26 protein-coding genes and 4 tRNA genes are annotated in these 25960 nt (G+C 69.5%); 13 read left to right on the forward strand and 17 right to left on the reverse strand.

The features are described 5' to 3' along the window. Positions 1–3 precede the first annotated feature (3 nt). Both ACQP04_RS12905 and ACQP04_RS12910 read left to right on the forward strand, forming a co-directional pair. Positions 4–1161, forward strand: coding sequence for a cysteine--tRNA ligase (locus ACQP04_RS12905; protein WP_433507281.1), 1158 nt, complete (start codon positions 4–6; stop codon positions 1159–1161). 35 nt (positions 1162–1196) lie between these two features. After that, positions 1197–1547, forward strand: coding sequence for a DUF998 domain-containing protein (locus tag ACQP04_RS12910; protein ID WP_433507282.1), 351 nt, complete (start codon positions 1197–1199; stop codon positions 1545–1547). A 79-nt stretch (positions 1548–1626) separates the two neighbouring features. Here ACQP04_RS12910 and ACQP04_RS12915 read toward each other — a convergent pair whose 3' ends face one another. Next, the gene (locus ACQP04_RS12915; protein WP_433507283.1) at positions 1627–2097 is read right to left on the reverse strand and encodes an OsmC family protein; all 471 of its coding nucleotides are present in this window, start codon (positions 2095–2097) and stop codon (positions 1627–1629) included. 134 nt (positions 2098–2231) lie between these two features. On the opposite strand from ACQP04_RS12915, the gene ACQP04_RS12920 reads away from it, so the two are divergent. Further along, entirely contained in the window at positions 2232–3071 is an 840-nt protein-coding gene (locus ACQP04_RS12920) for an MBL fold metallo-hydrolase (RefSeq protein ID WP_433507284.1), read from the forward strand. A gap of 85 nt (positions 3072–3156) precedes the next feature. Here the strand turns inward: ACQP04_RS12920 and ACQP04_RS12925 are convergent. The 4 genes from ACQP04_RS12925 to ACQP04_RS12940 form a co-directional block, all read right to left on the reverse strand. Next, positions 3157–3231, reverse strand: a tRNA-Val gene (locus ACQP04_RS12925). 1 nt (position 3232) lies between these two features. Beyond that, positions 3233–3304: transfer RNA gene (locus ACQP04_RS12930), tRNA-Cys, on the reverse strand. 70 nt (positions 3305–3374) lie between these two features. After that, a tRNA-Gly gene (locus ACQP04_RS12935) sits at positions 3375–3447 on the reverse strand. Between the two features lie 168 nt (positions 3448–3615). Further along, a complete protein-coding gene (locus ACQP04_RS12940; RefSeq protein WP_037040856.1) occupies positions 3616–4056 on the reverse strand; it encodes an SsgA family sporulation/cell division regulator in 441 nt (146 codons plus the stop codon). A 260-nt stretch (positions 4057–4316) separates the two neighbouring features. Here ACQP04_RS12940 and ACQP04_RS12945 point away from each other — a divergent pair, with 260 nt between their 5' ends. From ACQP04_RS12945 to ACQP04_RS12960, 4 genes are all read left to right on the forward strand, one after another. Beyond that, on the forward strand, positions 4317–4970 hold the full coding sequence (locus ACQP04_RS12945; RefSeq protein WP_433507285.1) for an RNA polymerase sigma factor: 654 nt from the start codon (positions 4317–4319) through the stop codon (positions 4968–4970). Continuing rightward, a complete protein-coding gene (locus tag ACQP04_RS12950; RefSeq protein WP_433507286.1) occupies positions 4970–5842 on the forward strand; it encodes an anti-sigma factor domain-containing protein in 873 nt (290 codons plus the stop codon). Before ACQP04_RS12945 ends, ACQP04_RS12950 begins: the two co-directional genes overlap by 1 nt. Positions 5843–5913: 71 nt before the next feature. Then, positions 5914–6303: a TIGR02611 family protein gene (locus ACQP04_RS12955; RefSeq protein ID WP_037041601.1), complete on the forward strand. Its 390-nt coding sequence runs from the start codon at positions 5914–5916 to the stop codon at positions 6301–6303. Between the two features lie 23 nt (positions 6304–6326). Beyond that, a tRNA-Val gene (locus ACQP04_RS12960) sits at positions 6327–6398 on the forward strand. A 670-nt stretch (positions 6399–7068) separates the two neighbouring features. Here ACQP04_RS12960 and ACQP04_RS12965 read toward each other — a convergent pair. The 7 genes from ACQP04_RS12965 to ACQP04_RS12995 form a co-directional block, all read right to left on the reverse strand. After that, on the reverse strand, positions 7069–7899 hold the full coding sequence (locus tag ACQP04_RS12965) for a hypothetical protein (protein WP_433507287.1): 831 nt from the start codon (positions 7897–7899) through the stop codon (positions 7069–7071). A gap of 69 nt (positions 7900–7968) precedes the next feature. After that, on the reverse strand, positions 7969–8286 hold the full coding sequence (locus tag ACQP04_RS12970) for a hypothetical protein (RefSeq protein ID WP_433507288.1): 318 nt from the start codon (positions 8284–8286) through the stop codon (positions 7969–7971). A gap of 302 nt (positions 8287–8588) precedes the next feature. After that, the gene (locus tag ACQP04_RS12975; protein WP_433507289.1) at positions 8589–8975 is read right to left on the reverse strand and encodes a hypothetical protein; all 387 of its coding nucleotides are present in this window, start codon (positions 8973–8975) and stop codon (positions 8589–8591) included. 424 nt (positions 8976–9399) lie between these two features. Further along, a complete protein-coding gene (locus ACQP04_RS12980) occupies positions 9400–11250 on the reverse strand; it encodes an NACHT domain-containing protein (protein WP_433507290.1) in 1851 nt (616 codons plus the stop codon). 330 nt (positions 11251–11580) lie between these two features. After that, positions 11581–12168, reverse strand: a complete 588-nt coding sequence (locus ACQP04_RS12985) for a hypothetical protein (RefSeq protein ID WP_433507291.1) — start codon at positions 12166–12168, stop codon at positions 11581–11583. Between the two features lie 180 nt (positions 12169–12348). Then, the gene (locus ACQP04_RS12990; protein WP_433507292.1) at positions 12349–13476 is read right to left on the reverse strand and encodes a hypothetical protein; all 1128 of its coding nucleotides are present in this window, start codon (positions 13474–13476) and stop codon (positions 12349–12351) included. A gap of 219 nt (positions 13477–13695) precedes the next feature. Beyond that, positions 13696–14889 (reverse strand): phage major capsid protein, encoded by a 1194-nt coding sequence (locus tag ACQP04_RS12995; protein WP_433507293.1) that lies wholly within the window; start codon positions 14887–14889, stop codon positions 13696–13698. Positions 14890–15860: 971 nt separating this feature from the next. Between ACQP04_RS12995 and ACQP04_RS13000 the strand changes: the two genes are divergently transcribed. Beyond that, a complete protein-coding gene (locus ACQP04_RS13000; protein WP_433507294.1) occupies positions 15861–16415 on the forward strand; it encodes a hypothetical protein in 555 nt (184 codons plus the stop codon). A gap of 713 nt (positions 16416–17128) precedes the next feature. Here the strand turns inward: ACQP04_RS13000 and ACQP04_RS13005 are convergent. From ACQP04_RS13005 to ACQP04_RS13020, 4 genes are all read right to left on the reverse strand, one after another. Continuing rightward, positions 17129–18001: a helix-turn-helix domain-containing protein gene (locus ACQP04_RS13005; protein WP_433507295.1), complete on the reverse strand. Its 873-nt coding sequence runs from the start codon at positions 17999–18001 to the stop codon at positions 17129–17131. A 418-nt stretch (positions 18002–18419) separates the two neighbouring features. Beyond that, on the reverse strand, positions 18420–18632 hold the full coding sequence (locus tag ACQP04_RS13010) for a helix-turn-helix domain-containing protein (protein WP_433507296.1): 213 nt from the start codon (positions 18630–18632) through the stop codon (positions 18420–18422). Between the two features lie 225 nt (positions 18633–18857). Continuing rightward, positions 18858–19991: a tyrosine-type recombinase/integrase gene (locus ACQP04_RS13015; RefSeq protein ID WP_433507297.1), complete on the reverse strand. Its 1134-nt coding sequence runs from the start codon at positions 19989–19991 to the stop codon at positions 18858–18860. 268 nt (positions 19992–20259) lie between these two features. Next, positions 20260–20961 carry a LysR family substrate-binding domain-containing protein gene (locus ACQP04_RS13020; RefSeq protein WP_433507298.1) on the reverse strand — a complete coding sequence of 234 codons (702 nt, stop codon included), beginning with the start codon at positions 20959–20961 and terminating at the stop codon, positions 20260–20262. A 43-nt stretch (positions 20962–21004) separates the two neighbouring features. Between ACQP04_RS13020 and ACQP04_RS13025 the strand changes: the two genes are divergently transcribed. After that, positions 21005–21406, forward strand: a complete 402-nt coding sequence (locus tag ACQP04_RS13025; RefSeq protein WP_433507299.1) for a DUF5997 family protein — start codon at positions 21005–21007, stop codon at positions 21404–21406. 92 nt (positions 21407–21498) lie between these two features. Here the strand turns inward: ACQP04_RS13025 and ACQP04_RS13030 are convergent, their stop codons facing one another. After that, the gene (locus tag ACQP04_RS13030; RefSeq protein ID WP_433507300.1) at positions 21499–22140 is read right to left on the reverse strand and encodes a TetR/AcrR family transcriptional regulator; all 642 of its coding nucleotides are present in this window, start codon (positions 22138–22140) and stop codon (positions 21499–21501) included. A 154-nt stretch (positions 22141–22294) separates the two neighbouring features. On the opposite strand from ACQP04_RS13030, the gene ACQP04_RS13035 reads away from it, so the two are divergent. From ACQP04_RS13035 to ACQP04_RS13050, 4 genes are all read left to right on the forward strand, one after another. Then, positions 22295–22828 (forward strand): DUF4863 family protein, encoded by a 534-nt coding sequence (locus ACQP04_RS13035; RefSeq protein ID WP_433507301.1) that lies wholly within the window; start codon positions 22295–22297, stop codon positions 22826–22828. Between the two features lie 92 nt (positions 22829–22920). Beyond that, complete coding sequence (locus ACQP04_RS13040) at positions 22921–23604, forward strand: nitroreductase (RefSeq protein WP_433507302.1); 684 nt, start codon at positions 22921–22923, stop codon at positions 23602–23604. A gap of 41 nt (positions 23605–23645) precedes the next feature. Then, a complete protein-coding gene (locus ACQP04_RS13045) occupies positions 23646–25049 on the forward strand; it encodes an MFS transporter (protein ID WP_433507303.1) in 1404 nt (467 codons plus the stop codon). A 218-nt stretch (positions 25050–25267) separates the two neighbouring features. After that, positions 25268–25939: an alpha/beta fold hydrolase gene (locus ACQP04_RS13050; RefSeq protein WP_433507304.1), complete on the forward strand. Its 672-nt coding sequence runs from the start codon at positions 25268–25270 to the stop codon at positions 25937–25939. Positions 25940–25960 lie beyond the last annotated feature (21 nt).

A 25960-nucleotide genomic window follows, 5' to 3' on the forward strand; every position in this document is an offset into this window, starting at 1 on the left:
GGCATGGCCACGCCGATCGACCTGTCCCCGGAGGAGCACGCGCGCCCCGGCGCCGTCACCGACCCGCGCGAGGTGCTGCGCCTCGGCGGGGCGCCGCTGCCGCTGACCGTCCCGGCGCGGCTCTATGTCTGCGGGATCACCCCGTACGACGTCACGCACCTCGGGCACGCGGCCGCGTTCGTCTGGGCCGACACGGCGGCGCGGGTCATCCGGATGACCGGCGTCGAGACGGTGGTGACCCGCAACGTCACGGACGTCGACGACGTCCTGACCCGGGTCGCGGCCGAGCGCGGCCGGGCCTTCGACGAGTTCGGGTTGACCCAGGAGTACTACGTCGAGCGGGACATGGCCGCGCTGCACGTGCGACCGCCCACGCACTCGCCGCACGCGCGCCACCACGTCGCGCACGTGGTCCGGCTGGCGATCGCGCTGCTCGCAGCCGGGGCCGCCTACGAGCGCGACGGGTTCGTGTACTTCCGCGGCGCGGGTGTCGCCGCGGGCCGGGACCGCGACCGGGCGCTGGCGCTGCTGGCCGAGAACGGCGACGACCCGGCGGACCCGCGTCGCGACGACCCCTTCGACGTGCCGGTGTGGCGGCCGTCGGGGGAGGGGGACCCGGCCTGGCCGAGCCCGTGGGGTCCCGGGCGCCCGGGCTGGCACGCCGAGTGCGCGGCGATGGCGCTGGCCACCCTCGGCGGGGTCGTCGACGTCCTGGCCGGCGGGGCCGACCTGTCCTTCCCGCACCACGCCTACCAGGTCGCCATGGCCTCGGCCGCCACCGGCAGTGCGCCGTTCGCCCGCCGCGAGCTGCGAGCCGGGACGGTCGCGATCGACGGCGCCAAGATGGCCAAGTCGGCCGGGAACCTGGTGCTGGTCCACGACCTGCTGCGCGAGGCGCCGGGGCCGGCGGTGCGGCTCATGCTGCTCGACCGGGCGTGGGCGCAGCCGTGGGACTACCGGCCGGAGGCGCTCGACGACGCGGCCGCGCTGCTGGAGCGGCTGTACGTCGCGGCGGGTCGGCGGGGCGACTCGCCCGGCGCGGTCGCGGAGGTCCGGGCCGCCCTGCTCGCGGACCTCGACGTCCCCCGGGCGCTGCGGATCGCGGTCGACGCCGGTGGCGACGCCGCACGCCAGGTCCTGCGCACGCTCGCCCTGCAGTAGCGGCGCGTCGACCGACGGCCCGTGACGGCGTGGACATGGCAGCCGCGACCACCCGCTCGCTGCTCGGCTGGGGCGTCGTCGCCGGGCCGTTCTACCTGGTGGTCGGCCTGGCCCAGGCGCTGACCCGGGCCGGCTTCGACCTGACCCGGCACCCGCTGACCGCGCTGCTGCTGGGCGACCTCGGCTGGCTCCAGCTGCTGAACTTCCTGCTGACCGGCCTGATGACGGGGGGCTGCGGCGGCCGGCTTCGCCCGCGCGCTCCCGGGCCGCACCGGCCGTCTCGCGGGAGCGCTGCTCGGCCTGTACGCGCTCTGCCTCGTGGTCAGCGGTGTCTTCCCACCAGGACCCCGTCCGCGGTTTCCCGCCGGGCGCGCCGGAGTCGGTGAGCACGAGCGGCGTGCTGCACCTGGTGTGCGGCGGAATCGGCTTCCTCGCCCTGGGCGCGGCGGGTCTGAGCCCTGCTGCTCACCCCACCTCGACGACCGGGACGTGGTGCACCGGGAAGTCGACCGAGTTCGCGATGAAGCAGGTCTCCGAGGCCTCGTGGTGCAGCGCCGCGGCCTTGTGCCGCATCGCCTCCTCGGCGACCCGCACCCGCGGGTGCAGCACGACCTCGGTGAAGTGCCCGCCGTGCGTGGCCGACTCCGCCATGGTCCCCTCGGCGGCGTCGGAGTACCCGGTGACCACCACGCCGTGCCGCGCGCACAGCGCCAGGTAGCTGAGCATGTGGCACTGCGCGAGCGCGGCCACGAGCAGCTCCTCGGGGTTCCAGCGCGCCGGGTCGCCGCGGAAGGCCGGGTCGGCGCTCCCGGCCAGCACCGGCTTGCCCTCGGCGACGACGTCGTGGGCGCGCGAGTAGGACCGGTAGTCGGAGGTTCCCGAGCCTTCGGCGCCCGTCCACCGCACGGTGACCGCGTAGCCGTGCGTCCGCACCATCGTCGGCCTCCTCCCGTCGGTGCACGGCACGGTAGGCGGGCCCGGGAGAACTGTCATCCGATGCAGGTGATGCCTTCGGGCGGCGGCTACGGGAGGGTGCACGGCCGCTCGACCCCACCGCCCAGGAGCCCGCCATGGCCGCACCCGTCGTACACGATGTCCGCCCGTACCCGATCGCCGACGAGACGTTCCTGATCAGCTGGGGAATCGACGCCCCGCCGGTCGGCCACTTCCCGGTCAACTCCCTCGTCATCCGCGGGCGGGAACCGACCGTCGTCGACACCGGCGCGCCCGCGGTGCGCGACGAGTGGCTCGGCGCGATCTTCACCGTGGTCGAGCCGACGGACGTCCGGTGGATCTTCCTGTCGCACGACGACCGCGACCATGCCGGGAACCTGCTCGCCCTCCTCGCCGCCTGTCCGAACGCGACCCTGCTCACCACCTGGTTCGCGATCGGGCGGATGGCCGAGGAGTGGACGACCCCGATGAACCGCTGCCGGTTCGTCAACGACCGGGAGCCGGTGGACATCGGGGACCGGGTGCTGGTCTCGGTGCGGCCGCCGGTCTTCGACAACCCGACCACCCGGGGCGCCTACGACCCCGTGACGCAGGTGTACTGGTCCGTCGACACGTTCGCGACGAACACCCCGCACCCGATGCTGGAGTCCGACGAGCTCGCCGACGGCGACTTCCGCGACGGCCAGCTCCTCGGCGGCCGCCTGGTGGCGCCCTGGCACCGCTACCTCGACCAGGGCAAGTGGGACGGGTGCGTGGGGGCGGTGCAGGACCTCGGCGTCGCGGTGGTGGCGGGCTGCCACACGCCGGTGATCCGGGGCCGGCGGGTCGCCGAGGCGTTCGAACTGTGCCGCGGGCTGCCGGCCGTCGAGCCGTGGCGGGAGTTCGACCAGCACGACCTCGACGGGTGGATGGCCGAGGCCGGCGCGCTCGCCGAACCGGGAGCCCCCACCTCCTGAGCAGCCCCCGGAAGCCCGGGGAGGACCTCGACACGTCCGCCCGAGAACGCCGAAGGCCCCCTGTTTCCAGGGGGCCTGCTCGGGGTGGTGGGCGATACTGGGATTGAACCAGTGACCTCTTCCGTGTCAAGGAAGCGCTCTCCCACTGAGCTAATCGCCCGAGGCGGAGGCGGGAATCGAACCCGCGTACAGGGCTTTGCAGGCCCTTGCCTAAGCCACTCGGCCACTCCGCCCGAGGTCCCCCGGATGGTTTCGCGGGGATCGGACCTGGAGGCCCAGGCAGTGACTACGTGGTTTCCTCCGAGCGGACGACGGGACTCGAACCCGCGACCCTCACCTTGGCAAGGTGATGCGCTACCAGCTGCGCTACGTCCGCATGCACTCGGTTTCCCGGTGCTCGCCGGGGCTGCTCGCTCCGACGTGAAGAACATTAGCGCAGGGTCCCCGGGGCCTCCAAACCGGCCCCCCTGTTTCCCTGCGCCAGGCCTTTGACCTGCACGAACGGGCCGCAGGGAGTGCTGCGGCCCGACGGGCGCGGTCGGGGTCAGTCGCGGGCGCCGTCGCTGGAGTTGGGGGCGAGGAGCTGGTCCAGCGCGGCGTCGAAGTCGAGCCACGAGTACTCGGTCGCCGGCGGCACGCACTCGAAGGTGCGATCGAGGAACGCGGCCAGCGTCGCGGCGCACGTGGTGAAGACCGCGTGACCGGACGGGGAGGCGAGCTCGACCTCGATCCGGGTGGGCTCGTGCGGGACCGGCTGCACCCGGACGTCGCCGGTGCCGGCCGGGCCGAGCAGGCCGTCGGCCAGCAGGTCGCGGGCGAACACCCAGTCCACCGGGCTGCCCTGGCCGGTCCGGAACGACGCCTGGACCGCGTACGGGTCCCGGCTGGAGTACGAGAGCTCGACCCGCACCGGGACCGGCGCCGAGTCCGGCGTGATGAGCTCGAACGTGGCCGGTTCGCGGATGATCGTGGGCTCGTCGCGCATCCTTGGTCCTCTTCCTCGTGCCGCGTGGTCCGTCGTGCGGAAGAACGAGCGGATCGCCAAGATGTGACGGGTCGGGGGACGTTCTCCGAGGACCGGATCGGTCGCTTTCACACGGACGGGTTAGTGCTGTTCCCGTGTCGGGTGTGCCCGACCTGCGAGGACGGGTGATCGCCCGGTCGGCTGTGATCCACGTTTCAGACCCGAAGTCGGCGAACCGGCCGCGGGCCGGCGCCGAACACGAGGTTGTGAGGGACGCACTGGTGGCGGATGTCGCCGACGGAGAGGGACCGTCACGGGGCCTCCCCGGCGGCCCACGCCGGTCCACCGGCCGGGCCGGGGCCGACGCGGCGCTCGTCGCCCGGCTGACCGAGGGGGACGACCGGGCCCTCGCCGAGATCTACGACCGCTACGGTCGCCCCGCCTGGTCCCTCGCGCGGCGCATCTGCGCCGACGACGGGCTGGCCGAGGACGTCGTCCAGGAGGTGTTCCTCACGCTGTGGCGTGACCCCGCGCGTTTCGACGCCGGTCGCGGTGCCTTCGCGACCTGGCTGCTGACGCTCGTGCACCACAAGGCCGTCGACGCCGTCCGACGCGAGGCCACGATCCGGCGCCGCGCGGTGTCGGTCGAGGACACCGACGAGGCCCCGACGCCGGCCGGGCCGGGCGCGGACCTGGAGGCGCTGGGCGCCGTCGTCGCCGGGCAGGTGCGGGACGCCCTCGGCGGGCTGCCGGCCGAGCAGCGCCAGGCCCTGGCGCTCGCCTACTACGGCGGCTACACCCAGCGGGAGGTCGCGACGTTGACCGGCGTCCCGCTCGGGACGGTGAAGTCGCGGATGTTCACGGGGCTTGCGCGGCTGCGGGCGGCACTGGGCCCCCTGGCCGGCGACGGCCGGCTCGCGGACGGAGGTGCGTGATGACCGGGTCGCACGCGCGGGGCTGTCCCGCGGAGGAGCACGTCGTCGCGTGGGTGCTGCGGGCCGCGGGACCGGGGGAGGAGGCGGAGGTGCGGCAGCACCTGCCGACCTGCGAGTCCTGCCGGGCCCTCGTCCGTGAGACGGAGGAGACCCTCGCCGTGCTCGGCGACGCGGTCGAGCCGAGCGAGCCGCCCCGGCACCTGCGCGACCGCATCCTCGACGCCGCCGCCCAGACGCCGCAGGAGCACCGGGCGCCGGAGCCGGCTCCCCGGCCTTCGGCTCCGCCCGAGCCGGTGGAGGAGACCGGAGCGCCGCGGCGACCGGCGACCACCGGCCCGTCCGGCGCTGCCGGGGCCGGGCCGGGACGTGGCGGGCGCCGGCGCGGGGTGCGCGGCCGCGTCGTGGCCGTCGCGGCGGCCGCCCTGGTCGCGGTGGCGGCGATCGCGGGGCTCGGCGTCTACAGCGCCCAGATGAAGGCGGAGCGCGACGCCGAGGCGGCCCGCGCCCAGGGCGTCGTCGCGATGCTCCAGGAGATGGCCCGGCCCGGCACCACGCACGCCTTCCTCGCGCCCGAGGAGGGTGGCCCCATGGTCGCCGCGGTCCTCTCGCGCGACTCCGAGCAGATGGTCATGCCCGTCGGCCTGCCGGCCAACGGGGCCGACCGGGTCTACGTCCTGTGGGGCCTCCCGGCCGAGGGAACCCCGGCCGCGCTCGGCACGTTCGACGTCCGTGGAGGCGCCACCGGCATGCAGTCGGTAGGGTCGTCCGCCGGCGGAGCCGGTTATGCGCAGTTCGCGATCTCGATCGAACCCGGTCGGGTCGCGCCGGTGTCGCCGTCCCAGGTCGTGGCGAGCGGGCGGGCGGAGATCTGAGCAGCACGGAGCAGACCTCGCGGGGCGAGGAGGAGCACGAGCGCGGCCGGTTCGACGGCGTCAAGGACCGGCTGCGGGAGTTCCGCGCGCGCATCGACGAGCGTCCGACGGTCCGCCGCACCTACCGCGTCGCCATCGGGGTGCTCGGCACGCTCGTGCTGGCGGCCGGCATCGTCGCGATCCCGTACCCGGGCCCCGGCTGGGCGATCGTGTTCGTGGGGCTCGCCATCCTCGCCTCCGAGTTCGCCTGGGCGAAGCGGGTCCTGACCTTCGCGAAGGGCAAGTACGACGCCTGGACCGACTGGCTCGGCCGGCAGAACCTGTTCGTCAAGCTCCTCGTCATCGGCGCGACCGGCCTGATCGTCGTCGGGACGCTGTGGCTGCTGAACGCATTCTGGCTGGTCGCGGGGTGGGTGGGGCTGCAGGAGTGGACCTGGTTGCAGAGCCCGATCCTGGGGTGATGTAGGGTTCCACCCGTGACGGCGGGCGATTAGCTCAGGGGGAGAGCGCTTCGTTCACACCGAAGAGGTCACTGGTTCGATCCCAGTATCGCCCACTCGCGTTGTCGCAGGTCAGCCCCGGTTTCGGCCGGGGCTTTCCTGTGTCCGTGCCAGATGTGTGCCAGACCGCTGGCCGGGCCAGGGCGTGGCAGCGCGTCTGGCACGGGTGCCCCGGCGTGCCAGACGAGGGTGGCCAGCTCGGCGAGGTAGGCGGTGACGAGCGGTTCTAACGCGTTACGAGTAGTCCTTCACCTGAACGCCGAACCGCCCCGGGCTGGTGTCATCCCAAGGATGCCCGGGGCGGTCGGAGGGTCGTGATGACTCCGGCTCGCTGTTTGGCGCGGCACGACCTAGCTTGCTTGGTCCCCACTTGTCGAGCGCCCGACCCTCGGGGCCCAAGCTGCTGATGCGCTGAGCTGTTCGGCCTAACATCGAGAGCTGACGGTCTGTGCCCAGGCCGTCACGCGGTCGGTCCGCTTCGCCGGGCCCGTCCCCGCTCGGCGGGCCGATCGCCCTCCCGCGCCCTCCCTCCTGCTCGCCCGCTCGCCGCGTGGAGTCGCCCTCGTCTCGCCGGTCGCCGCCCCGGGCGGCGTCGGAGGGGGCCCGTGAGGATGGACGTGCATACCTGTCGCGAGCGGGTCCCTGCCATCGATGGCCGGGTTTGCGGTCTCATGGCAAGGGGCCAGACCTGGCCGTGGCACCCAAAGCGCTGGGCTACTGGGGCCACTACGTCGTGCGGCGGCCCTTTGCGCGCTTCCTAGCGGCGCCACAATTAGGGCAGAAGTCGTTGGACGGACCGAAGGCCACGCCGCACCTCGGGCAGACCTCAACGAACTTCGGTTCGGCGAGCATCTCGGGCCGGTCAAGGTTGGGATCGGCCACGTCAGTGGCCAAGGCGCTGGCCTCCGCCGAGGCTGCATCCTCTGCTGGGTAATCGACAAACGAAGGCTCACGCGACTCGTCGAGAAGTGTCAACTTGCCCGATAGATCACGTCGCCACCGCTGCTCGCGCATGTCGGTGAACTCGATGAACGCCATGTCTCCGCTGGGCCCGTGCCCGGTGAAGAAGTGGAAGTCCTCCTTGTGCTGATCGAACAGATGGTCGAAATAGTCGCTCTGCGCTGCCTCGGTGCGTGGGGCGATGTATGGCACGGCAAGGCTCTGGGAGGTCCCCTTCGGGGTCTTCACCGAGAACTCGAATTCCGTCACTGGCAAGTCCGACGTGTTCGAGTAGCGGAACGAGTAGGGAACTTCGTCGTGGGGCCCGCGCACCCACCATATGGCAACCTTGCTGGCCTGATCACGGCGCCGATCGGCGTCTCGTTCCCGCTGGTCGTCCTCAAGGCGCCTAATCTGCTCAGCTTGGAAGAGGTTCTGTTTGTACGCTGCCCGCACGGCGAAGAACGCAAAAATGAGGGCGCCTATAGCCCCTATACCGGCAAGCCAGTCGGCCTTGGAGCCATCTTCGAGGTGGACGAAAAACTCATAGCGCTCGACGAGCCACCGGCCGAGGTTCTCCGGGAATCCGGGGCCGGGTTGCTGTGAACTGCTCTGCACGGGAAGGCAACTTAGCGGCAACTCCTCCGCTCGGACCCGGTTGATGGTCAGTCTCAGATGGAGCGGCCATCAACGAGTTGCTGCGGCATCCCCAAACTGCCACAGCACGGCGATGTACGCGCTCACGCGGTCGACCGGTTCGTCGCCCTGACCGTCCCAGGGGTAGCGCTCGTCCACGTACCGGGCCGCCTCATCGTGGGCGGCCAGCCGCAGCCTCTGGCCGCCCAGCTCGACCAGCCGTTGCTCGACGATGTCCTGCAGGTAGTCGCCGCCGTAGTAGTCGTCCGGATCGTCAGCCACGGCTTGCAGGATGAAGGGGGCGCGGACAACGACGTCAACGAGCAGGCCGGGTGCGACCCGGGTGGTGGTCCTGAGCTGGCGATTCACAGACGTAACGTCACTGACGGCCTACGTGGAATAGGCGGCCCCGGCCGGTGCTGGAACACCGAAACCGGGGCCTTGATCCACACCTGACGCGACAGGAGCGGACCGTGCCCGATCGTTGCACGCCCATGCCCACGTACCCACTACGGCGGCCGAGACCGCGCCTACAGCTCCAACGCGGCGGGCTGGACGCCCAGTGACCGCGCTGGCGGTTCTGACCCACACCGGCCTCCTGGTGGCCGGACTCGCGGTCGGGTGGCTGGTCGCCCGACGCCGCTGCCGCCGGGCGCCCCGCCACTCCGGGATCAGGTTGCGGCGCTGACCGGCGCGGTGGGCGCCGAGGAGTAGGTCCCGGGACGATGGAACCCGCCGTCGTCCTGGCGCAGCCCGTTGATGATGCCGCCGCTCTTGCGGCCCCGGCTGGTGTAGATCAGGCGCGGTGCGATGCCGCACGCCTCGGCGAACTCGTAGACGTCGAAGTTGGGGTCACGGTGCGCGAGCACCTGGGCGGCAACCCACATGACGTTGAGTTCGAGGATCTCGGTCTCGCGGGGGCCGAGCTGGGGGATGGTCGGATTGTTCCCGTCGAACGCGCGCTGGTGCCCCGCACGGTCGGCCCGGTACGGGGCGTCGGACCAGTCGTGGTTCTTGATCTCGGCGGCGAACTCGGCCGCCAGACGACTCAGAGCCATGGTGAAGCTACCTCCCGATGAGGTCGCGCAGCCCTGTTGGCTCCCCGATGGAGCCGGACCACGTGATCGGAAACGCTATCAGGCGCGACTGCTGTGCGGCGGCGGACTTTAAGACGCGCAAGGACGTCCCGCCGATGCTGCGTCTGCATATACGGGGCCTTCTGCCGTTCCGGGGTCATAGGCGCAGACGGCGCTGGACCGAGCTCAGATCCAGACTGGCGGCCGGAAAGGCCGGGGCCATCTGCCTTCCCTCGCGACGGCGCGGCGGCCCCGTCGGCTCGCTGCGTGTCGTGCCGCCGCTGCGCGCGTGAGGTTGACGCTCCCCCCGGACGTAGAAGGGTGGCCTTCCGGCAGTGAAGGGGCACCTTCGCCGGCGGCTCCGGCCCTGGCGATCAAGATCGGGCGACCTAGCGGGGTTCCGGGGCTAGCGTCGCTCACTTCCCAAGGCCACCGGTCTTGGATCGCTTGACTCCGCCCTCTTGGACTCGTCCCTTATCTCGACGGCGCTATCTAGTAGGTGCTCGGCAATCTCTCGGTGTCGAAATTCGTAACCGATCCCGGCGACTCGCAGCAAACCAGCTTCGTGGTGAATCTGCAGGAACCTGCGCAAGCGGATGGGAAGACCTTCACGAACCCATCCCGCGTACGCCGCTGCCGAATAGCGCGCATAACTTGAGGCGCATACGCAGGCCAGTCCCCCCATGGAAGCAAATACAACGGCGATTCCAGTCGCATAGATCGCGACATAATAGAAGTATGTGTACGCGGCGACAGCAAGCCCGATCAGGATCGCGAAACGGCGATCGTTGGACAATGCAGTGGATGGGCTGGCGGCGGTAGCGGCGTCCGGTGAGGCCGCAGCAATGAAGAGGATGGCCGTAACAAGGGACACAACTCCATATGGAATGCCGTAGGGTGCACCGTACATCAGTAAGCCGGAAAGGCCGGTTCCAACGGAGAGGATAATGGATACAGCAAGTGCCACGGGGCGTTTTGCGACGCTCGCCAAGTCTAGCCTAATCGGACCTTTGCGGGTAGCTACCATCTGATAGGCGACTAGCTGAACTGTCAAATAGTTGACGAGAAGCGCGATCATGGTGAGCGCCCGTTCCGGGCGGGATGGATTGGGAAGGAACCCCAAAACTCCAATGGGAACGTGCATCAATACATATGTGAACCACATCTGATACTTAGTGGCTCGACCGCGAGGGATCTTCCTCCACCAAGTGTGGAGAACGATCTCGCTCTCTCGGTGAGATGTGCCACCTCCTTCATCGGCGAAGGACAATCTAGCGACCGACTGAAGCTGCTTGAATCGGGCGTCAGTGTGCCGACCACCCTCGGAAGCTCTCAGCCGCGCTTTGATGAAAGCAGTGACTAATTCTTCGCCTACTCGGCGGAAGTAGGATCCAGAACTCCTTTTGATTTCTTCTGAGGTCGGTAGAAGATCGTTCGGGTTGCCGCCGGTAAGAACGTAGGATAGAGCGGCCGACGCACGCCAAGGGGTCGCCAAAGCTTTCGCGACCAGCCCCGTCTCATTGCTGCGGAGGGCTTCAAGCATCGGCTTCCACGAGGCGGTGTCGTGCCTGCTCACGTACTGCTCAAAGTAGTCTGCTACGTCCTTGCCTGTGAGTTCTAGTAGATGGACGCTTGCGACCCCCCGGAGGTCCCGGCTAATCCTCTCGTAATGTCGGCGGCCCGAACGGCACGAAATCGCTAATTGTTGGTCGGGGCGACGGGCCAGGAACTGGTTTAACTCCACGACCGCCGCGTCAGCCTTCAAGGTAGACGTTGTTTTTGGGGCGTCCATCTCGTCCAGGCCGTCCAAGATCGGCATCACTAGCCCGTCGTGGATCAAGGCGTTGGCAACGTGTTCAGTCACTTGGAAGACGTTCGCGATCTCTCCCCGGAGCCAATCCTCCATCGAAACATTGAGTGAGTCCCAAGATGAGAGGCTCAGAATGCATGGGATTGGGCCGAATGCCCGATCGGATGCCCGGGTTCTCCTTAGAATCTCCACTGCGAGTGATGTGAGGATTACGGTCTTGCCTGAGCCTGCAGAGCCGAGTAGGAGCATTCGACTTCCGGCCGGCTCCTCAAAGACCTTTACTATCTCGGAGTGCTCGAAGACTGGCGCCGAGCGAAGTCGCTCACTCCTACTTCTTCGAGTTTTTCGATCCTTTGCTGCGACTGCCATGCGTATCGGTGCGGCGCGCGTGTCGAGATAGTCCGTGCTCAGGAGCTGTGAAAGTGCGGTGCCGTATTTAAGCAGCATGTCGCTTCTGACCGAGTGCACAACATTGGAGATTCGTTCCTGGGTCAGGTCAGAAGGTTTGCGCAGCTTCTCGAAAACCAGAATCAGAACTCCGGCGACTCCAACGGTGAGGGCTAGGATGTTCGCCCAGCCGACGTACTGGTTAAATTGCTCACTGTTTTCGCGAGAACGCCAGGCCAGAAGCGGTAACCCGATCGCGGGAGCAGTCAGTCCGACAGCAGTTAGCGCCCACCCTAGGCGGCGTGCAGCGACTCGCGCTCGAATCAAGGCAGATCGATCTCCGGTCGTGCGGGGTTATCCGTACTGCTCCTGGCACGCCTCGATGGGCTGTCAGGCTGTGCCGTAGGTCCACTCCCACCCGCCGAGGGTCGGGTTCGGGTGGGAGAAGATCAGCGTCCCGGCCGGGCTGCTGATGTCAAGGACGATCGAACCCCGGTACTTCGATGCTGGCGACAGCTGACTCGGTAACTGTTCGTTCGAGTTCAGGCACGAGAAGCTCGGGGCGGTCGCCAGGCTGGTCTGTGTGATGCCGTCCTCGCCTACGGCCGACCACGCACCGGGGTTGATGGAGTAGGCGAAGTTCGGCGGCATGCTCGGGGTCGTCTCCACCCGCATGTCCACCTTCACGAGGTGGCCGTTCTGCGCGGACGCGGCGAACTGTGTCGTGCACTTCGGGTCGATAGTGATCTTGTCAACCACGAACTTCACGGAGATGTCAGCGTTGCTGACGCCCCAGCCTGCCGTCTCGCCGACCTGCTTGATGAGGTTCCCGCGCGCGGACTCGTTCGCGTCGGCCGCCGGGGTCTCGCTCGCCGGAGCGGCCGCCGCAGTCGTGGGGACGTCCACCGTCGGGGACGCGGGGGAGATGTTCGAGCACGCGGTGAGCACGACCGCCGAAACAGCGGTGGTGATGACCATGCGGACGGTGGGGCGCACGTGGACCTCACGGGTTAGATCGGACTTGCCGCTCCCGCATCGGAGAATTCGGTACGCCCGTTACGCTCCACGGCCGCGCATACCCAAAGTTGATGAAGGGATTACCGCTTCCCTTCCCTTTGTTCTCGACGACCCTCTGGGCGACTTACTGGGGAGCCCGAGCTAATCGACGACGTCGTCAAGCTCGCACGACTCACTGACTTCCTGCAGCCAGTCTGGCTTGAGATACCGCACCAGCCCCCGAGCCCTGTCGAGGGACTCCCTCAGGCCTTCGAAGGAGATGTAGCGGCAGATCTGGTGGAGCGGAGGTTGCATCCGCGCGAACGTGGGCCGGTTGACCTGCTCGATCACCTTCTCCCGGCGCTTCTCCCCTGCGACCAGGAAGAGCGGTATGGAGATGTTGGGCTGCATGGACACCAAGTCGCTCATCCTGAGCAGGCCCGAGTAGATGGACGTCGTGCTCTCGACTTCAAAGGCCGCGACGATGGCGCCGCCATCCAGCCACAGGACGTCGATCAGCTCGATGATGCGGTTGGTCGCCGGGTCGAACTGCTTGGGCAGCGCCTCTCTGGTGCGCGGCACGTCTGCCAACCGGCGGCCGTTCCACTCCTGCGAGATGTCGTTGCGTGCCACGTGGACGTCGAAACCCATGTCGCTGCCGAGCTTCAGCAGGGCGTACTGGATCTCGGTGTGAGTACGTGGCTGAGCCTCGGAGTCCGATTGGACGTTGTTCGCCGCCTCAGGCTGCTCATCGACCGGGACGGAGACGGAACCCTGGGCCGTCTCTACGGTCTCGGCGTCGATGCTGAGTTGGCCAGTTCGCGCGTGTCGTCCGAGGGGCCGCTCTACGGGATCGGCTTGGGCGTCCTGCAGGGCTCGCACGATGGCTTCTCCATCGCTTTGCTTCCACCGCGCCGGGGAGGCACGGAACGGGCCCGACCACAGGTTCGGGTTCGACAAGCCCTCGAAGACCGTCAGCTCATCACGCATATCGAGGACCGGGACGCCGAACTCCGGCTGAAGCGCGATCCTGACCTTGACAGAGATCCGGCTGGGGAAGACCTGCGACTGCCAGATGAGGGATTCGTCGTAGAAGGCGTCGCCGGTGACTTCAAGTAGCCCGACCCACCGCGACACCCGCGTCATGTAGCAAAGCAGCAGGTCACCAGGCTTCATCCGCTGGACGGTCTCGAAGCGGCGCGGGCTGAAACCACTCACCTCGCCGCCGTTGTCGAGGAACTCCTTCCAGGTCTCGGCCGTGAACAGATCAAGCCAGTACGTCGGCGCCACTAGTTTGATTATGGGCCTATGTCGACTTCTGGAGAGCCTGGGCACCCCGCAGAGGCGCTCGGCCCGGCTTGACTGGCACGCCCCGGGGGACGATCGCCGACGGTGTCAACGCTCGGCGCCGAGGGCGTGCCGGTCACACCTACGAGTGGTCTGCCCGGAGCCGGCGAAGGTAGACCTTCCGAAGGTGTCCCTTCCCGCGTTCTGAGCTGCGGGTCAGGCTCATGCCGTGGTCAGGTCGACGGCGGCGAAGGCCGAGGGCCTGCGGACGGCGAGACCCCAACGCCCTTCGACTCGAAGGCGCACCTGGTTGGTCGTGAAGAGGTCCCCGGAGCGGTCGACGTCGACCTTGGCGTCCTCGCGCACGTACAGGCGGGTCTGCCGCCAATCACCGAGCAGCGCGGTGCCCGGGGGGACAGAGATGGATCGAACAAGAGGCAGGCCGGTGGTGATGTTCCCGGGCGCCGTCGCGAGCAGCCAGCCGCCCTCGGTTCCCTCACGGGCGAGGTCGAAGGCCTCCGCGTCGGCCGGGTGCACGACGATCGCCGTCGGTGTCTCTCCCATGACCTCCAGCGCTGTCAGCCCCTTGCGAATGCTGACCCAGGGGGAGGTGACGTACGGCTGGGCGATGGTGCCGCTGGTGTGGAGCAGGCCGGTGAAGTCCTCGCCCTGCCCGTCCCCGGACACGAGCTGCGCTTCCAGCGCCTGCAGCACGCCGAATTCCAACTCGCTGCGGAGGAAGTCCTCGAGATCGTCGTAGTCCGCCAGGAGGCGCTCGACCACAGGCTCTGAGATGTGTGCCACCACGCGGCAGCGATCCTCGATCTCGGTCGTGGTGACAACCGATGTGGGCTTCACAGCCCCGTCGGCGACGGGGGCAGCGTTGAGGTCGCGGACCGTCTGTCGCAAATACGAGAAGACGTTGCCGCTCGTCGCCTTGCGGTCGGTAATGAGGTCGAGCACGCGCAGCGGGTACTGCGGGAAGGTCACCGTGTCGTCAGCCGGGGCGCGGACGTCGACCGATCCGGCCACGAGCGCCTTGATCCCGTGGGCGGTCTGCACCTTCGTGATGCGCGCAGCCGTGTCCTGCGCCCACGCCGACGCCTTGCGCTTGGCGTAGGAGGGCAGCTCGTCCTCGGCCCTTCGCCCTGGGCTGGTCGGTCCGTCGATCAGGCCGAGGCCGCCGCCGAGGTCGGCGATCTGCGCCCGCATGGTCTGGTCGGCCTTGAGCGCCTTGATCTGCTCGGTGGCCGCCTTGGCTTCGTCGAGGTGACGCTGCGCGCGCTGCTCCTCGGCCGGGGTCAGATCCCGGCCCTCCTGCTCGGCGCGGTCGGTGATCGATTCGATGGCCTTGACGTGCATGCGGGCGGTCTTCGCGGCCCGCTCGATAAGTCGCGTTTCCACGCGCTCCTCCACGAGGTGGGTGGTCTGGTGAGACCGGCGGGCCCGGAGAGCGAGACGGCCCGTGGTCGCGAAAGGCGCGTACGGGGGCCGCCCGGCCAGCATCGGAGGCGCTGGTGCCGGGTCCAGCAGCGTGGCCAACCGTCTGGTGGCTCTCCGGTCGGCTCCTCGCCTGGGGCGTGATCTTGACCCGTGGGAGGCCCTCGATCTCGCACGCGGCTTGGCATCGCGGTCGCATGTGGACGGTCTCAGTCTAGGGGGTCGGACGACCGATGGTGCGCTCGGTCTCCCTCCCGTCACGCCAGCGTGTGACCTCGACTCGGCCACGGTCCAGCCCGATGACCCGGACCACGCCGTCGGGCTCGGCCCACCACGTGCCGGTGGTTGTGAGGAGCTGAGGCGGCCCGTCCGGTTCGCCCTGCGCTACGAGCGGGAGGCCTAGGTCCACCAGGGCGGGTACGTGGCGGTGCATGGCCACGAGGGTGTGCGTGGCGGCGGCGTGCGTCGTGTCGATCACCTGCACAGCGGTCTCCTTCGTGAGGGCGGCCGGTGCCAACGCACCGGGGGTTGAGCATTCAAGGTTTCTGTCCACGTGTGCCGGGCGAAGGGCACCCTTCTCGCTCCGTGGGGCTACCTCGGTGCGCTGACCGGGAGCTGTGCCGCGCGCAGCGGCGCGTGACCGGCCGGTGTGTGCCGGACCGCCTCACCTACGACGAGTGCGAGCGGTGCGGGCGGCGCAGCGCGCGGCCCGTTCACCCCCTGAACGCTCTCCCCGGCCGTGCCTCCTCCGGCCCGGGCGAGCTACCAAGACCGAGGGCCAGGCGCTGTTGCGAGCGTCCGGCCCTCGTCCGTGTCCAGGGGGCTCTGGGCTTCCGTCGGTGAGCGCCACCCGTGGAAGCGCCGGCCGCGCAGCCACAGGGACACTTACCGGTTCCAGATTGCGGTCCCCGCGCCGCATGCAGGAGCGGGGAAGGCACGATCGACGGGTGGAGGTCATCCTTACCGCTTTGGGGCTTGCATTCTCGGTGTTCGGCACGGGTTGTGGTGTCGTGGCGTTCCTGGCGGGACTTCGGGAACATGACCCGAATCCCGTGTGGCCGATGTGGAGTCGCGCTGTTGGTGGTGTCCGGCGCGGCGCGCTCGCGATTGCGGCTCGGGTGGGGCGCAAGCGTCGGGAGCAGACTGTGTTGCTGGGCTCAGTGGGCGCGGCGGTTGAGGTCAGTGGGGCCGGCAGCTTGACCGTGGGCTTCGGCAAGATCCCGACTGATGCGCCTGTCGAGGAGCAGCTGCGGTTGGTAGTCGCTCGGCTGGAGGCGATGCATGTTCAAGCGGCCGAGGACCGGAAAGCGGCCGAGCGCCGGGGCGAGGAACTCCGCCGCGAGCTTGCGGCGGAGTCGGCCCGGCTACGGGAGGCGGACGCACGCGTCGAGGACCTGGCGCGGGATCTCACGCTCGGCTCGGCTCGGCTTCAGCTGCTCGGCCTCCTGACTGTGGGCGTCGGCGCGATCCTGACGGCTCTGCCCGTGCTGCTTGGCGCCTGATCACCAACGGCGGCACGGGCACCCCCCGATCAGAATCGCGTCATCAGTCGACGAAACCTGGCATGCTGCGAGCTTCACCACCTGCGGCGGTGGCCTGCCGGTCGCGCCCAGGGATTTGATCGCCCCTCCCCGTAGCGTTGCTGCCGGGCTGTCGGGCGGGGCCGGGTGTCCCGGGTACCCCGGGCTTGGTGGGCGCGGCAGGGGGCCGCACAGGGCGGGTTGTGCTGGCCTCTCGCAGCCGTCCACATCGGTCGGTGTTCACGAGGCGGCTCGCTGGTCGGGGTCGCGCTGCGCGCGGGCTCGGCGGTGGTCGGTATCTCTCGGGATGCGGCGGTGAAGCGGGCTACGAGTTGGTTGACGTACTCGTCGTGGCGGCGGTCGTCGTCGCTGTGGAAGACACGTGGTCTCGGGGTAGCCGGGCGTGCTCCAGTGTGGGGTGGGGGCAGGCGGCGGGTCATCGGGTCAGCTCCTCAGTCGGTCACGGTGTCTCTTGGTCCTTGGTGTGGTGGCGAGTGGCCCAGATGCGGCGGGCGGCGTCGCGCCCGGCGGGGGTGCTCGTGGGGCGGCGAGCGAGGAGCTGGCGGCGCAGGTGGGGCCGGCAGTGAGGACAGGGCATCGGCCGGTCGGCCTCGGAGCGGTCGTTCAACCAGCCGTCACGGCAGCGGCTCGGGCAATAGTCGCCCGGTGAGTCGTCGACCGGCTCGCCTGTTCGGTCACGACGCAGCACGGTTGCCTCCCTTCCGGGCTGCCGCCCTGGCCCGAGCCTCAGCGACGACGCGCGCCCGATGCTCGGGATCGGCGACGGCGCTGGCATCGACGGAGGCGCGGTCGAAGCGGGGCGGTGTCGGGGTCGGGTCGTGCGGGAGTCCCTTCCGCAGCTCGCGCACGAGATCGCGACGCTCGCGCTTGGACATGTAGTGCCGGACGAACCGGAGCGGGTCGGTCCGGATCGTTCCGTCTCGGTCGAGCGCACCGAGGGCGAGCTGGCATCGATCAACGGTCCACTCGGCATCCGCAATCCAGGTTGCAGCTGCGTCTGCGGCCTCGCGAAGCACTCGCCAGACCGTCCCGTCGGACCGGTCGGCCTCGCGCCCGCCCGCGCGCGGTTGCTGGTCCTTTTCTGGTCTATCTCTGGTAGTCCATCTGGCCGTAGCACCGTTAGAGCCCTCAGGTAGCGCCCTTACGCCGTTCTCGTAGCACCGTTTTGCGCTATCAGTGCTCGCGGGCTGGCACCCTTTGACTTCTGTCGGTGCCACCGGGGTGGCACCGTTAGGGAGGTTCAGTCGGTATTGGGCGGGCCGCCCGGAACCATCGCCGTGCCACCGGTTGCCCGACGCGGCTGCGGTCTTCACGAGCCACCCCAGGGAGCAGAGCAAGCCGAGCTGCTTGCGCACCGTGCTCTCGCCGAGCCGCGTGAGCGCGGCCAGTGTGGACACCGAAGGCCAGATGTCCTCACCGTTCGCCGCGTTGCAGTGCGTGGCAGCGATAAGCGCCACCGCCACCGTCGCGGTCGTGATCCGTGGGTCGAGGTCTGCCCGGAACGCCTGCTCCCACTGTGTGCGGAGACTGCGGGCCTGCTTGGTCACCGGTGCTCACCCGGCCGCCACGTCGGAAGGCCCGTCTAGCCGGGCCGAAGGTGAGCCTTCGCCGGCGTAGGTGAACCCGTTGGGGTGCAGGGAGAGCAGCTTGAGGCTCCGGCGTGCCTGTCGCCCAGTACGCTGCACCACGCACGGCTCCGCGTCGGGTGTGCGGACGTGTGCGGGAGCGACAGACGAGGGCCCTGGCATCGCGCCGAGGCCCTTGTGGCGTGCGGGGGTCATGCGGCGCCACCGCTGGTGCGCACAGTGGACTCGACGGACGATGCGCCGGTGCAGCGCTGCCCCTTAGACTGGCGGCGGCTCATCAGGTGAGCAGACATAGCGCAGGTCGGCGGGGGCGGTTCCAGTGAGCTGGCGCCGCCCCTCCTGTGTGTCGGTGGCGGAGGGCCCGTGGAGCGTGCGCGGCTCATGCCCCAGCCGTCGGAACGCGCTGCGCCAGCTGGTCCAGCTCGTTCAGGTCGACCTTCAGCAGCTTCGGCCCGAGGCGGTAGCCGGGCAGGCGACCTTCACTGATCCAGCGGCGGATGGTGTTGACGCCGCAGTCGGCGTATTCGGCGGCGGCCGCCAGGCTCACGAGCTGCCGCCTCGGGGTGGCCTTCGGTTCAGTGGTGCGTGCCATCGCGCTGCGCCTTTCCTCGCCCCCCGGCGCGGGTTGGGGAGGTCTGGCAACTGTCGGCCAGAAGCCGGGGGGTATCGGGTGCTGACGCTACGAACGGGCAGCACCGCCGAGCAAGACGCATCACCCGTTCAGGTACTTGCACAACGCACCACATTGCGCTAATTCGCGCTACGCGCTGCTACACGGTTACAGCAGCGCTACATGTCGATGCGGGCTGGCTAGCGCTCAGACCAAAGGCGGGGCCGCCGCCAACTTCGACAGCGCGTCGGCGATCACGCGATCCCGGTCCTGTGCGGCGTGCTGGTAGCGCAAGGCGGCGGCGGGAGTGGAGTGGCCGAGGCGGGCCATCAGCTCCGCAATCGTTGCTCCGGACACAGCGGCCAGTGTCGCCCCTGTGTGGCGCAGGTCGTGGAATCGGAGGTCCTCGCGTCCCGCCGTCTCGCGGGCGGGGTAGTAGACCTTGTAGAGCGTCGAGGGGGCGAGCTGCTCCCCGTGACCGGCGGGGAACAGCAGGCCGTCACGACCCGGCGCCGCGTACTCCTGCAAGTGCTCCCGCACGAGCGGCATCAGGTGCGGCGGTATGGCTACGGTCCGCTTGCCTGCCTCGGACTTCGGGCCCTTGACCTGGCGGCCGTTCTTGGTGCGGACCACGCCGCGACGCACGTGGAGCACCTCGGCCCCCACGTCCACATCGGACCGCCGGATCTCGGCCAGCTCGCCGAACCGCAGCGCGCACCACGCTGCGAGCAGCACCATCAAGTGGTACTTGGCTGGCATCGCCTTCACCAGGACCTCCAGCTCGAGAAGGCTGGCCGGGGCGATCTTCTTCACTCGCTTGGACTGGCCCGCGCCCCGTACCCGGCAAGGATTGGCGGGAATCAAGTCGTCGGCCACGGCGGTGTTCAGCACGGTGCGCAGTAGTCCGTAGGCGTGGGCGTGCGCAGTCGGCCCCGTGGCGGCGCCCAGGCCCGCATGCCAGGTACGAACGTCGGCGGCCGCGAGGGTGCTGATCGGCACCTCGCCGAGCGTGGGATAGACGTGGTCGCGCAGGAGCTGCGTGTAGTGCTCGCGGGTGCGGACTGCTAACTCCCGCTGCGTGAGCCAGCGGTCGGTGAACTCCTGCACGGTCGGAGGCTTGGTCTTCGGGGCTGCCGGGGGCAGCCAATCCTTGCGCAGAATCTCCGAGTGCCGCAGCGACAGCCACGACTCGGCATCGCCCTTCGTCTCGAACGTGAGCGCCTGCCCATTCTCCCGCCGCGCGGAGTACGTCCGGCCGTCCGGGCCCGTGTAGCGCGCCTGGAAGCGGCCCGAGGGCAGCTTCCTGATGTTGCCGAAGTACCGCTTGCCCGCCCTCGCCATGGCCTGCCCCTGTTGTCCGTGCCAGATACGTGCCAGATACAGGGTACCGAGGGGGTGGCCAATGGTGGCGTCTGGGCGTGGCAGATCGTGCCATACGCCCAGCTAGATGGGCATTTACGCAGGTTGCCGGAGGTTGCTGATCGGTAGGTAGTACTGGTTCGATCCCAGTATCGCCCACCAGTCGAAGGCCCTGGTCAGGGCTCCGAACAGGAGCCATGGACCAGGGCCTTCGGCTTGTTCGCCGACCGGCGGACCACCGAGGGTGAACTCAGCGGCGGTGCGTGCCGCGCCGGGCCCGAGGGCGCCGGGCGGCGTTCTTCTTCGAGGGGCGGGTGTCCCCGGGGTTCCCTCTCGGCGGAGCGGTGCGAGAGCTGTTGACCGTGCGTCCGCGGACGATCCCGATGAACTCCTCCATGAGGTCGGTGTTCTCCGCGTCCGGCCAGGTGAGGACGACGCTCGACCCCGGGGCGTCGGCGAGCGGTCGGTAGGTGAGGTCCCGGCGGTGGTGGAGGCGGGCCAGCGACTGGGGGAGGACCAGCAGGCCGACGCCCGCGGCGACGAGCTCGACGGCATCGGCCGTCGTGGCGGGCTCGAACGCCGCGGCTCGTCCCGGCCGGTCCTCGGGCCAGGCGAGGGTGTCGTCCTGCGGCCGGAGGACGATCTCGTCGGCCAGGTCCGCGACCGTGACCTCCTCGGCCGCGGTGAGCAGGTGCTCCTTCGGCACGACGGCCACGGTGGCCTCGGTGTAGAGCGGGATCGCGTGCAGCCCGGTCCGGTCGATCGGCAGCCGGACGAGTCCGGCGTCCACCGCGCCGGCCCGGACCAGCTCCACCGCCTCGTCCGTGGTCGCCATGACCAGCTGCAGGGGGACGTGGGGACGGCGCTCGGCCCACATCCGCGCCCACTTGCCCGGCGTGACGCCCGGGACGTAGCCGAGCCGGAAGGACGCGGTGTCGTTCGGCTCGGTCACCGGCCCAGGCTATCGGCCGGGACGGCCCCGATAATCTGGGCGTATGACGCGGCAGAGGGCGACCCAGACGATGAAGCCCGCGACGGCGGCGAAGAAGCTCGGCGTGCTCCTCGACGCGACGCCCGCCGAGTTCCGGGACGGGGTCGTCTCGCGTGACGAGCTCGACGCCCTGCAGGCCGATCCGCCCGAGTGGTTGCGCGAGCTGCGACGCAACGGTCCGCACCCCCGCCAGGTCGTCGCGGACCGGCTGGGGGTGTCGATCTCCGGGCTGGCCCGTGCCGAGATCACCGAGCCGCTGACCACCGCCCAGATCGCGGCGTTGAAGGAGGAGCAGCCGGAGTGGCTGCGCCGTGAGCGCAGCACCCGGGCGGAGGCTCGGCGTGCGGAGGCCCGACTGCACGCCGAGCGGTCCGGGAAGCCACGCGGCGATCGCGCCGGGGGATGAGGGGTCCTGTCGGCGTCGGTCACCTGCTACGCGGTGGGTCTGCCGAGCAGCCCGGGCCACCACCGACGACGTCGTGTGTGGGCTGACTTCCGTCAGGCGGTGATCGCCGGCCACAGCACGGCGACGACCTTCTCGGCGAGGTCGTCCCGGTGGTGCTCGCCGCGGAGGAAGGCGGAGTAGTAGGCGCCGAAGCAGAGGGTGGCGACGGTGTGTCGATCCAGGTCCCGGCGTACCTCACCGCGGTCCTGGAGCCCGGCGAGGACCTGCTCGACCAGTCGGACCCGGGGTTCCACGGCGCGCTCCTTGAGGTGGTCGAGCAGCTCGGGCGTGCGGAGCGTCTCTCCCATGAAGTTGCCCATGAGGACCATCGCGTCGGGATTGAAGTAGCAGGGGTCGACCCGCCGTACGGCCTCGGTGAAGGCCTCCTCGGCGGGCATGCCCTCGAACGGGGCCGCGGGGTAGGAGTCCTGCTGTCGGCGGAAGCCCCAGTCGAGGGCGTCGATGGTCAGCTCGAGCTTGTTGGCCCAACGCCGGTAGATCGTCGGGCGGGACACGCCGGCGTCGGCTGCGATGTCTCCCAGAGACATGTCCGAGTAGCCGTCGAGCACCAGCCTCCGCCGGGTCGCTTTGATGATCGACTCGTCGAGCGCGGGATCGCGGGGGCGGCCGCCACGCGACACGCCGGAGCGCGGCTGCCCGGCGGCGTCGACCCCGACACTCGATGCGTCGCTCATGGATTCAGTGTCCTCGCAGTCGAGTCGCGGACCCACGATCCCCCCGAAGTGGTGGTCGGTGGGCGGCGGAAGTTAAGTTACAGGTCTTGCATGTAACTTAACAGGTCTCTATCGTTGCGGCGACCAAGCCCACGGAGCGCAAGGAGGAGCCGAGATGGGTTACACGGCCGAGGACCTGATCGAGCGCAGCATCCCGTTCGTGAAACAGGTCAAGAACCGCACCGCCGGCACGTCGTTGGAGGCCTGGCTCAACGAGCGGCACGGGCCGGGCACCCCCGTCTACGACGATCTCGCGGCGATGGTCGAGGAGGGCGTGCGGGACGGCTGGGCCGCGAACATCGAGGTGGACGGGCGCAGGTACCGCCGCAGCAGGATCGCCGAGCCGCAGGAGCGGCTCGAATGGTTCAGCATCACCGCGGTGTACATGGACAGCGTGGAGGTCTTCCGGGGGCAGTACCACCAGCATCCCTACGGTGAGCTGAACATGGTGGTACCCCTGGTTCCCGGCGCGCGCCTGCGAGGACCGAACGGATGGTGCGGGGCCGGTTGGACGGCGCCGGCGCCGGGCAGCCACCACTACCCGGAGTCCGAGGGCGGGCCGGTGATCGCGCTGTTCTTCCTGCCGGCAGGACGGATCTCCTACGACATCGTCCCACCGGTCGAGCAGCACCAGGTCCCGGCGCGATGAGCAGGGGCTCGCCCGGCTCGGTCGGGGCTGCCGAGGCGGTTGCCGAGTCCGTCGTCCTGCCTCCGGCCGTTGCCGGGATCTCCTCCGACACCGTGAGAACGGGAGCGACCTCGGTCACGGAAGCGATCGCCACGCGACGCAGTGTCCGTGCCTACCTGAGCCGCCCGGTGCCCCGCAGGGAGGTCGAGGAGATCCTCGCGCTGGCGTCCCGGACGGCGAGCAACTCCAACACCCAGCCCTGGCACGTCCACGTCCTGACCGGGCGGACCAAGCGCCGGGTCGCCGAGGCCATCTGGCAGGACCTCGACGCCGGAAGCGGGGTCGCACCGGAGTACCCCTACCAGCCCGACGAGTGGTGCGAACCGCTGCGCGGACGCCGCCGGAGGTTCGGCGACCGTCTCTACCGCACGATCCTCGGCGTCGCCCCCGGCGACCACGGGGGCAGGCGTGCCCACCACCGCCGCAACTACGACTTCTTCGGGGCCCCGGTCGGGCTGATCCTCACGACCGACCGGCGGGCGCTGGCCGGCGGCCTCGTCGACGCCGGGGCCTTCCTCCAGGCGATCATGCTGCTCGCCCGCGAACGAGGTCTGGACTCCTGCCCCCAGGCGTCTTTCCTCGACTTCCACCCGATCCTTCGCCGGCACCTCCGGATCCCCGATCACCAGATGGTCGTCTGCGGGTTGGCCGTCGGCCACGCCGACCGGGACCACCGCCTCGACCGGCTCCGCACCGAACGTGAACCCCTCGACTCCTTCACGACCTTCCACGACTGACAGCGACCAGCCCGAGTCCCTGCCCACAGAAGGGTGAGCCCGTGCCCCCCGTCGACTCCTCACCTCCGATCGACCTCGAAGACTTCGTCGACAGCCGCAAGGTCGGGCGGTTCCACGTCCTGATCCTGACCCTGGCCGGATCGGTGATGTTCCTCGACGGCCTGGACACCCAGGCCATCAGCTTCATCGCACCGGTCGCAGCGCGGGAGTGGGGTCTGCCGGTCTCCGCGCTCGGCCCGATCTTCTCGGCGTCGATCCTCGGACTGATGATCGGTTACCTGCTGCTGTCCCCGCTGGCCACCAGGGTCGGCCACCGATCGCTCGTGCTGCTCTCGAGCGCAGTGTTCGGCCTGTTCACCGTCGTGTCCGCATTCGCGGCCGACGAGTCCCACCTGATCCTGCTCCGCCTGGTCACCGGAATCGGTCTCGGCGGCGCCATCCCCAGTGCGGTCGCCCTGGCGAGCGAGTTCGCTCCCAAGCGCTGCCGCTCCACCTGCGTCATGGGCATCTACTGCTGCTACGCCTTCGGCTTCGTCGTGGCGAGCCTGGTGTCCGGACCGGTCATCCGGGTCGTCGGCTGGCAAGGCATGTTCGTGATCTGTGGGAGCCTTCCACTGGTCCTGCTGGTCGCCCTGGCCCTGCTGCTGCCCGACTCCCCGAGCCGGCTGCTTCGCGACGCGAAGACCGCGGCGCGGGGCAGACAGGTCCTGCGACGGCTTTCTCCCGGCTCCGACGTCGATCGGGTCGCCGTGCCCGGCTTCCTCGGTGCCTCGAACCCGCAGAGTCCCCGGTCCGTGCTGCTGGATCCGGTCCGCCGGAGTTGGCTGCCGCGCACGCTGCTGCTCTGGCTCGCGTTCATGATCAATCTGGGCGTCTTCTACGCAGTGCAGAGTTGGCTACCGACCATCGCCCGAGAGAACGGCGCGACCGCCGGCACCGCCGCGACGGCCACCGCGCTCATGATGGTCGGAGGCATCCTCGCCGCCGGTCTGATCGGGCCCGCCATGGACCGCCGCGGCCCCTTCGCCGTCCTCACGATCGTCTACCTCGCCGCGGCCGTCCTCCTCACCGGCATGGGCCTGTCCTTCTCCGGGCCGGCGGCGGCACTGCTCGTCGCCGCCTTCCTCGCAGGCACCTGCGTCGTGGGCGGGCAGATGAGCGTGATCGCCCTCGCCACAGTGCTGTACCCCACGACGATCCGGTCGACCGGCGTCGGCTGGGCCCTCGGCATGGGCCGGGTCGGCGGCATCCTCGCCCCCCTGATGGTCGGCTACGCACTCGGCGGCAGTCGCATGGAGGTGGTGTTCGTGACCATGGGATCGGTCATGCTCCTGGCGAGCATCGCGGTGGCCCTGCTCGCCCGGTCTCACCGCGGTTCCGACCACTCCGGCACGTCACGCGCCACCCGGGGGACGAGCGAGATCGGCCCCGTCCAGGCGGCCTGATGCCCGAGTCGACGACACCGTCCGGCGCTCTCTCCTCGGCACCCGCACACGCCCCGACCGCCGCTCGGGCCGATCACCAGCCGGAACCGACACGATCGGGCCCGCCTGCCATCCACGTCAGCACGTACGTGATCCGCTGTGCGTCCGTCGTCTCGTGACCCGTGACGACCGGCATCTCCCCGAACGCGACCTTCTCACATCCCGAAGAGGTGTACCCGATGACACGACGCGCAGTCCTGGTCCACGGAGCGTGGCACGGTGCGTGGGCGTGGGAGCCGGTTCTCCCGCTCCTGCGCGACAAGGACATCGAGCCCGTCACGGTGGAGCTGCCCAGCGCCGGCAGGGGCGGTGACCTGCAGGACGACGCGCGCGTCGTCCGCCAGGCGGTCCTCGCCGACGGCCGGGACACCGTGTTGGTCGGCCACTCCTACGGAGGGATGGTGATCACGGAGGCGGCGCTGGATCTGCCCCGCGTCCGGCATCTCGTCTACGTCTGCGCCTTCATGCTCGACCAGGGTGACTCGTTGGTCACCGCCGTCCGGGACGAGGAGCGGCTGGACTGGCAGGACGTCGACCCGGAACAGGGCGTCATCCGGGTCACCGACCCGGAGCCCACCTTCTACGCGGACCTACCCGCTCCCGTCGTCGCCGACTACTGCGGACGGCTCACCACGCAGACCATCACGTCCTTCGTCCAGCCGCTCTCCGGAGCAGCCTGGAAGTCGATCGACAGCACCTATCTGATCTGCACACAGGACCAGGCGATCCCGCCCGCACTGCAACGAACAATGGCGAAGCGGGCCACGCACCGTCGCCAGATCGACAGCAGCCACGCTCCGATGGCCTCGAGACCGCAGACAGTGGCGGACCTGATCGCAGATTCTGCGTGAGGTGGAGGAACCGCCCGCCCC

It is taken from the genome of Pseudonocardia halophobica (genome assembly GCF_050948485.1).
In the GTDB taxonomy this organism is placed as follows: domain Bacteria; phylum Actinomycetota; class Actinomycetes; order Mycobacteriales; family Pseudonocardiaceae; genus Pseudonocardia; species Pseudonocardia halophobica.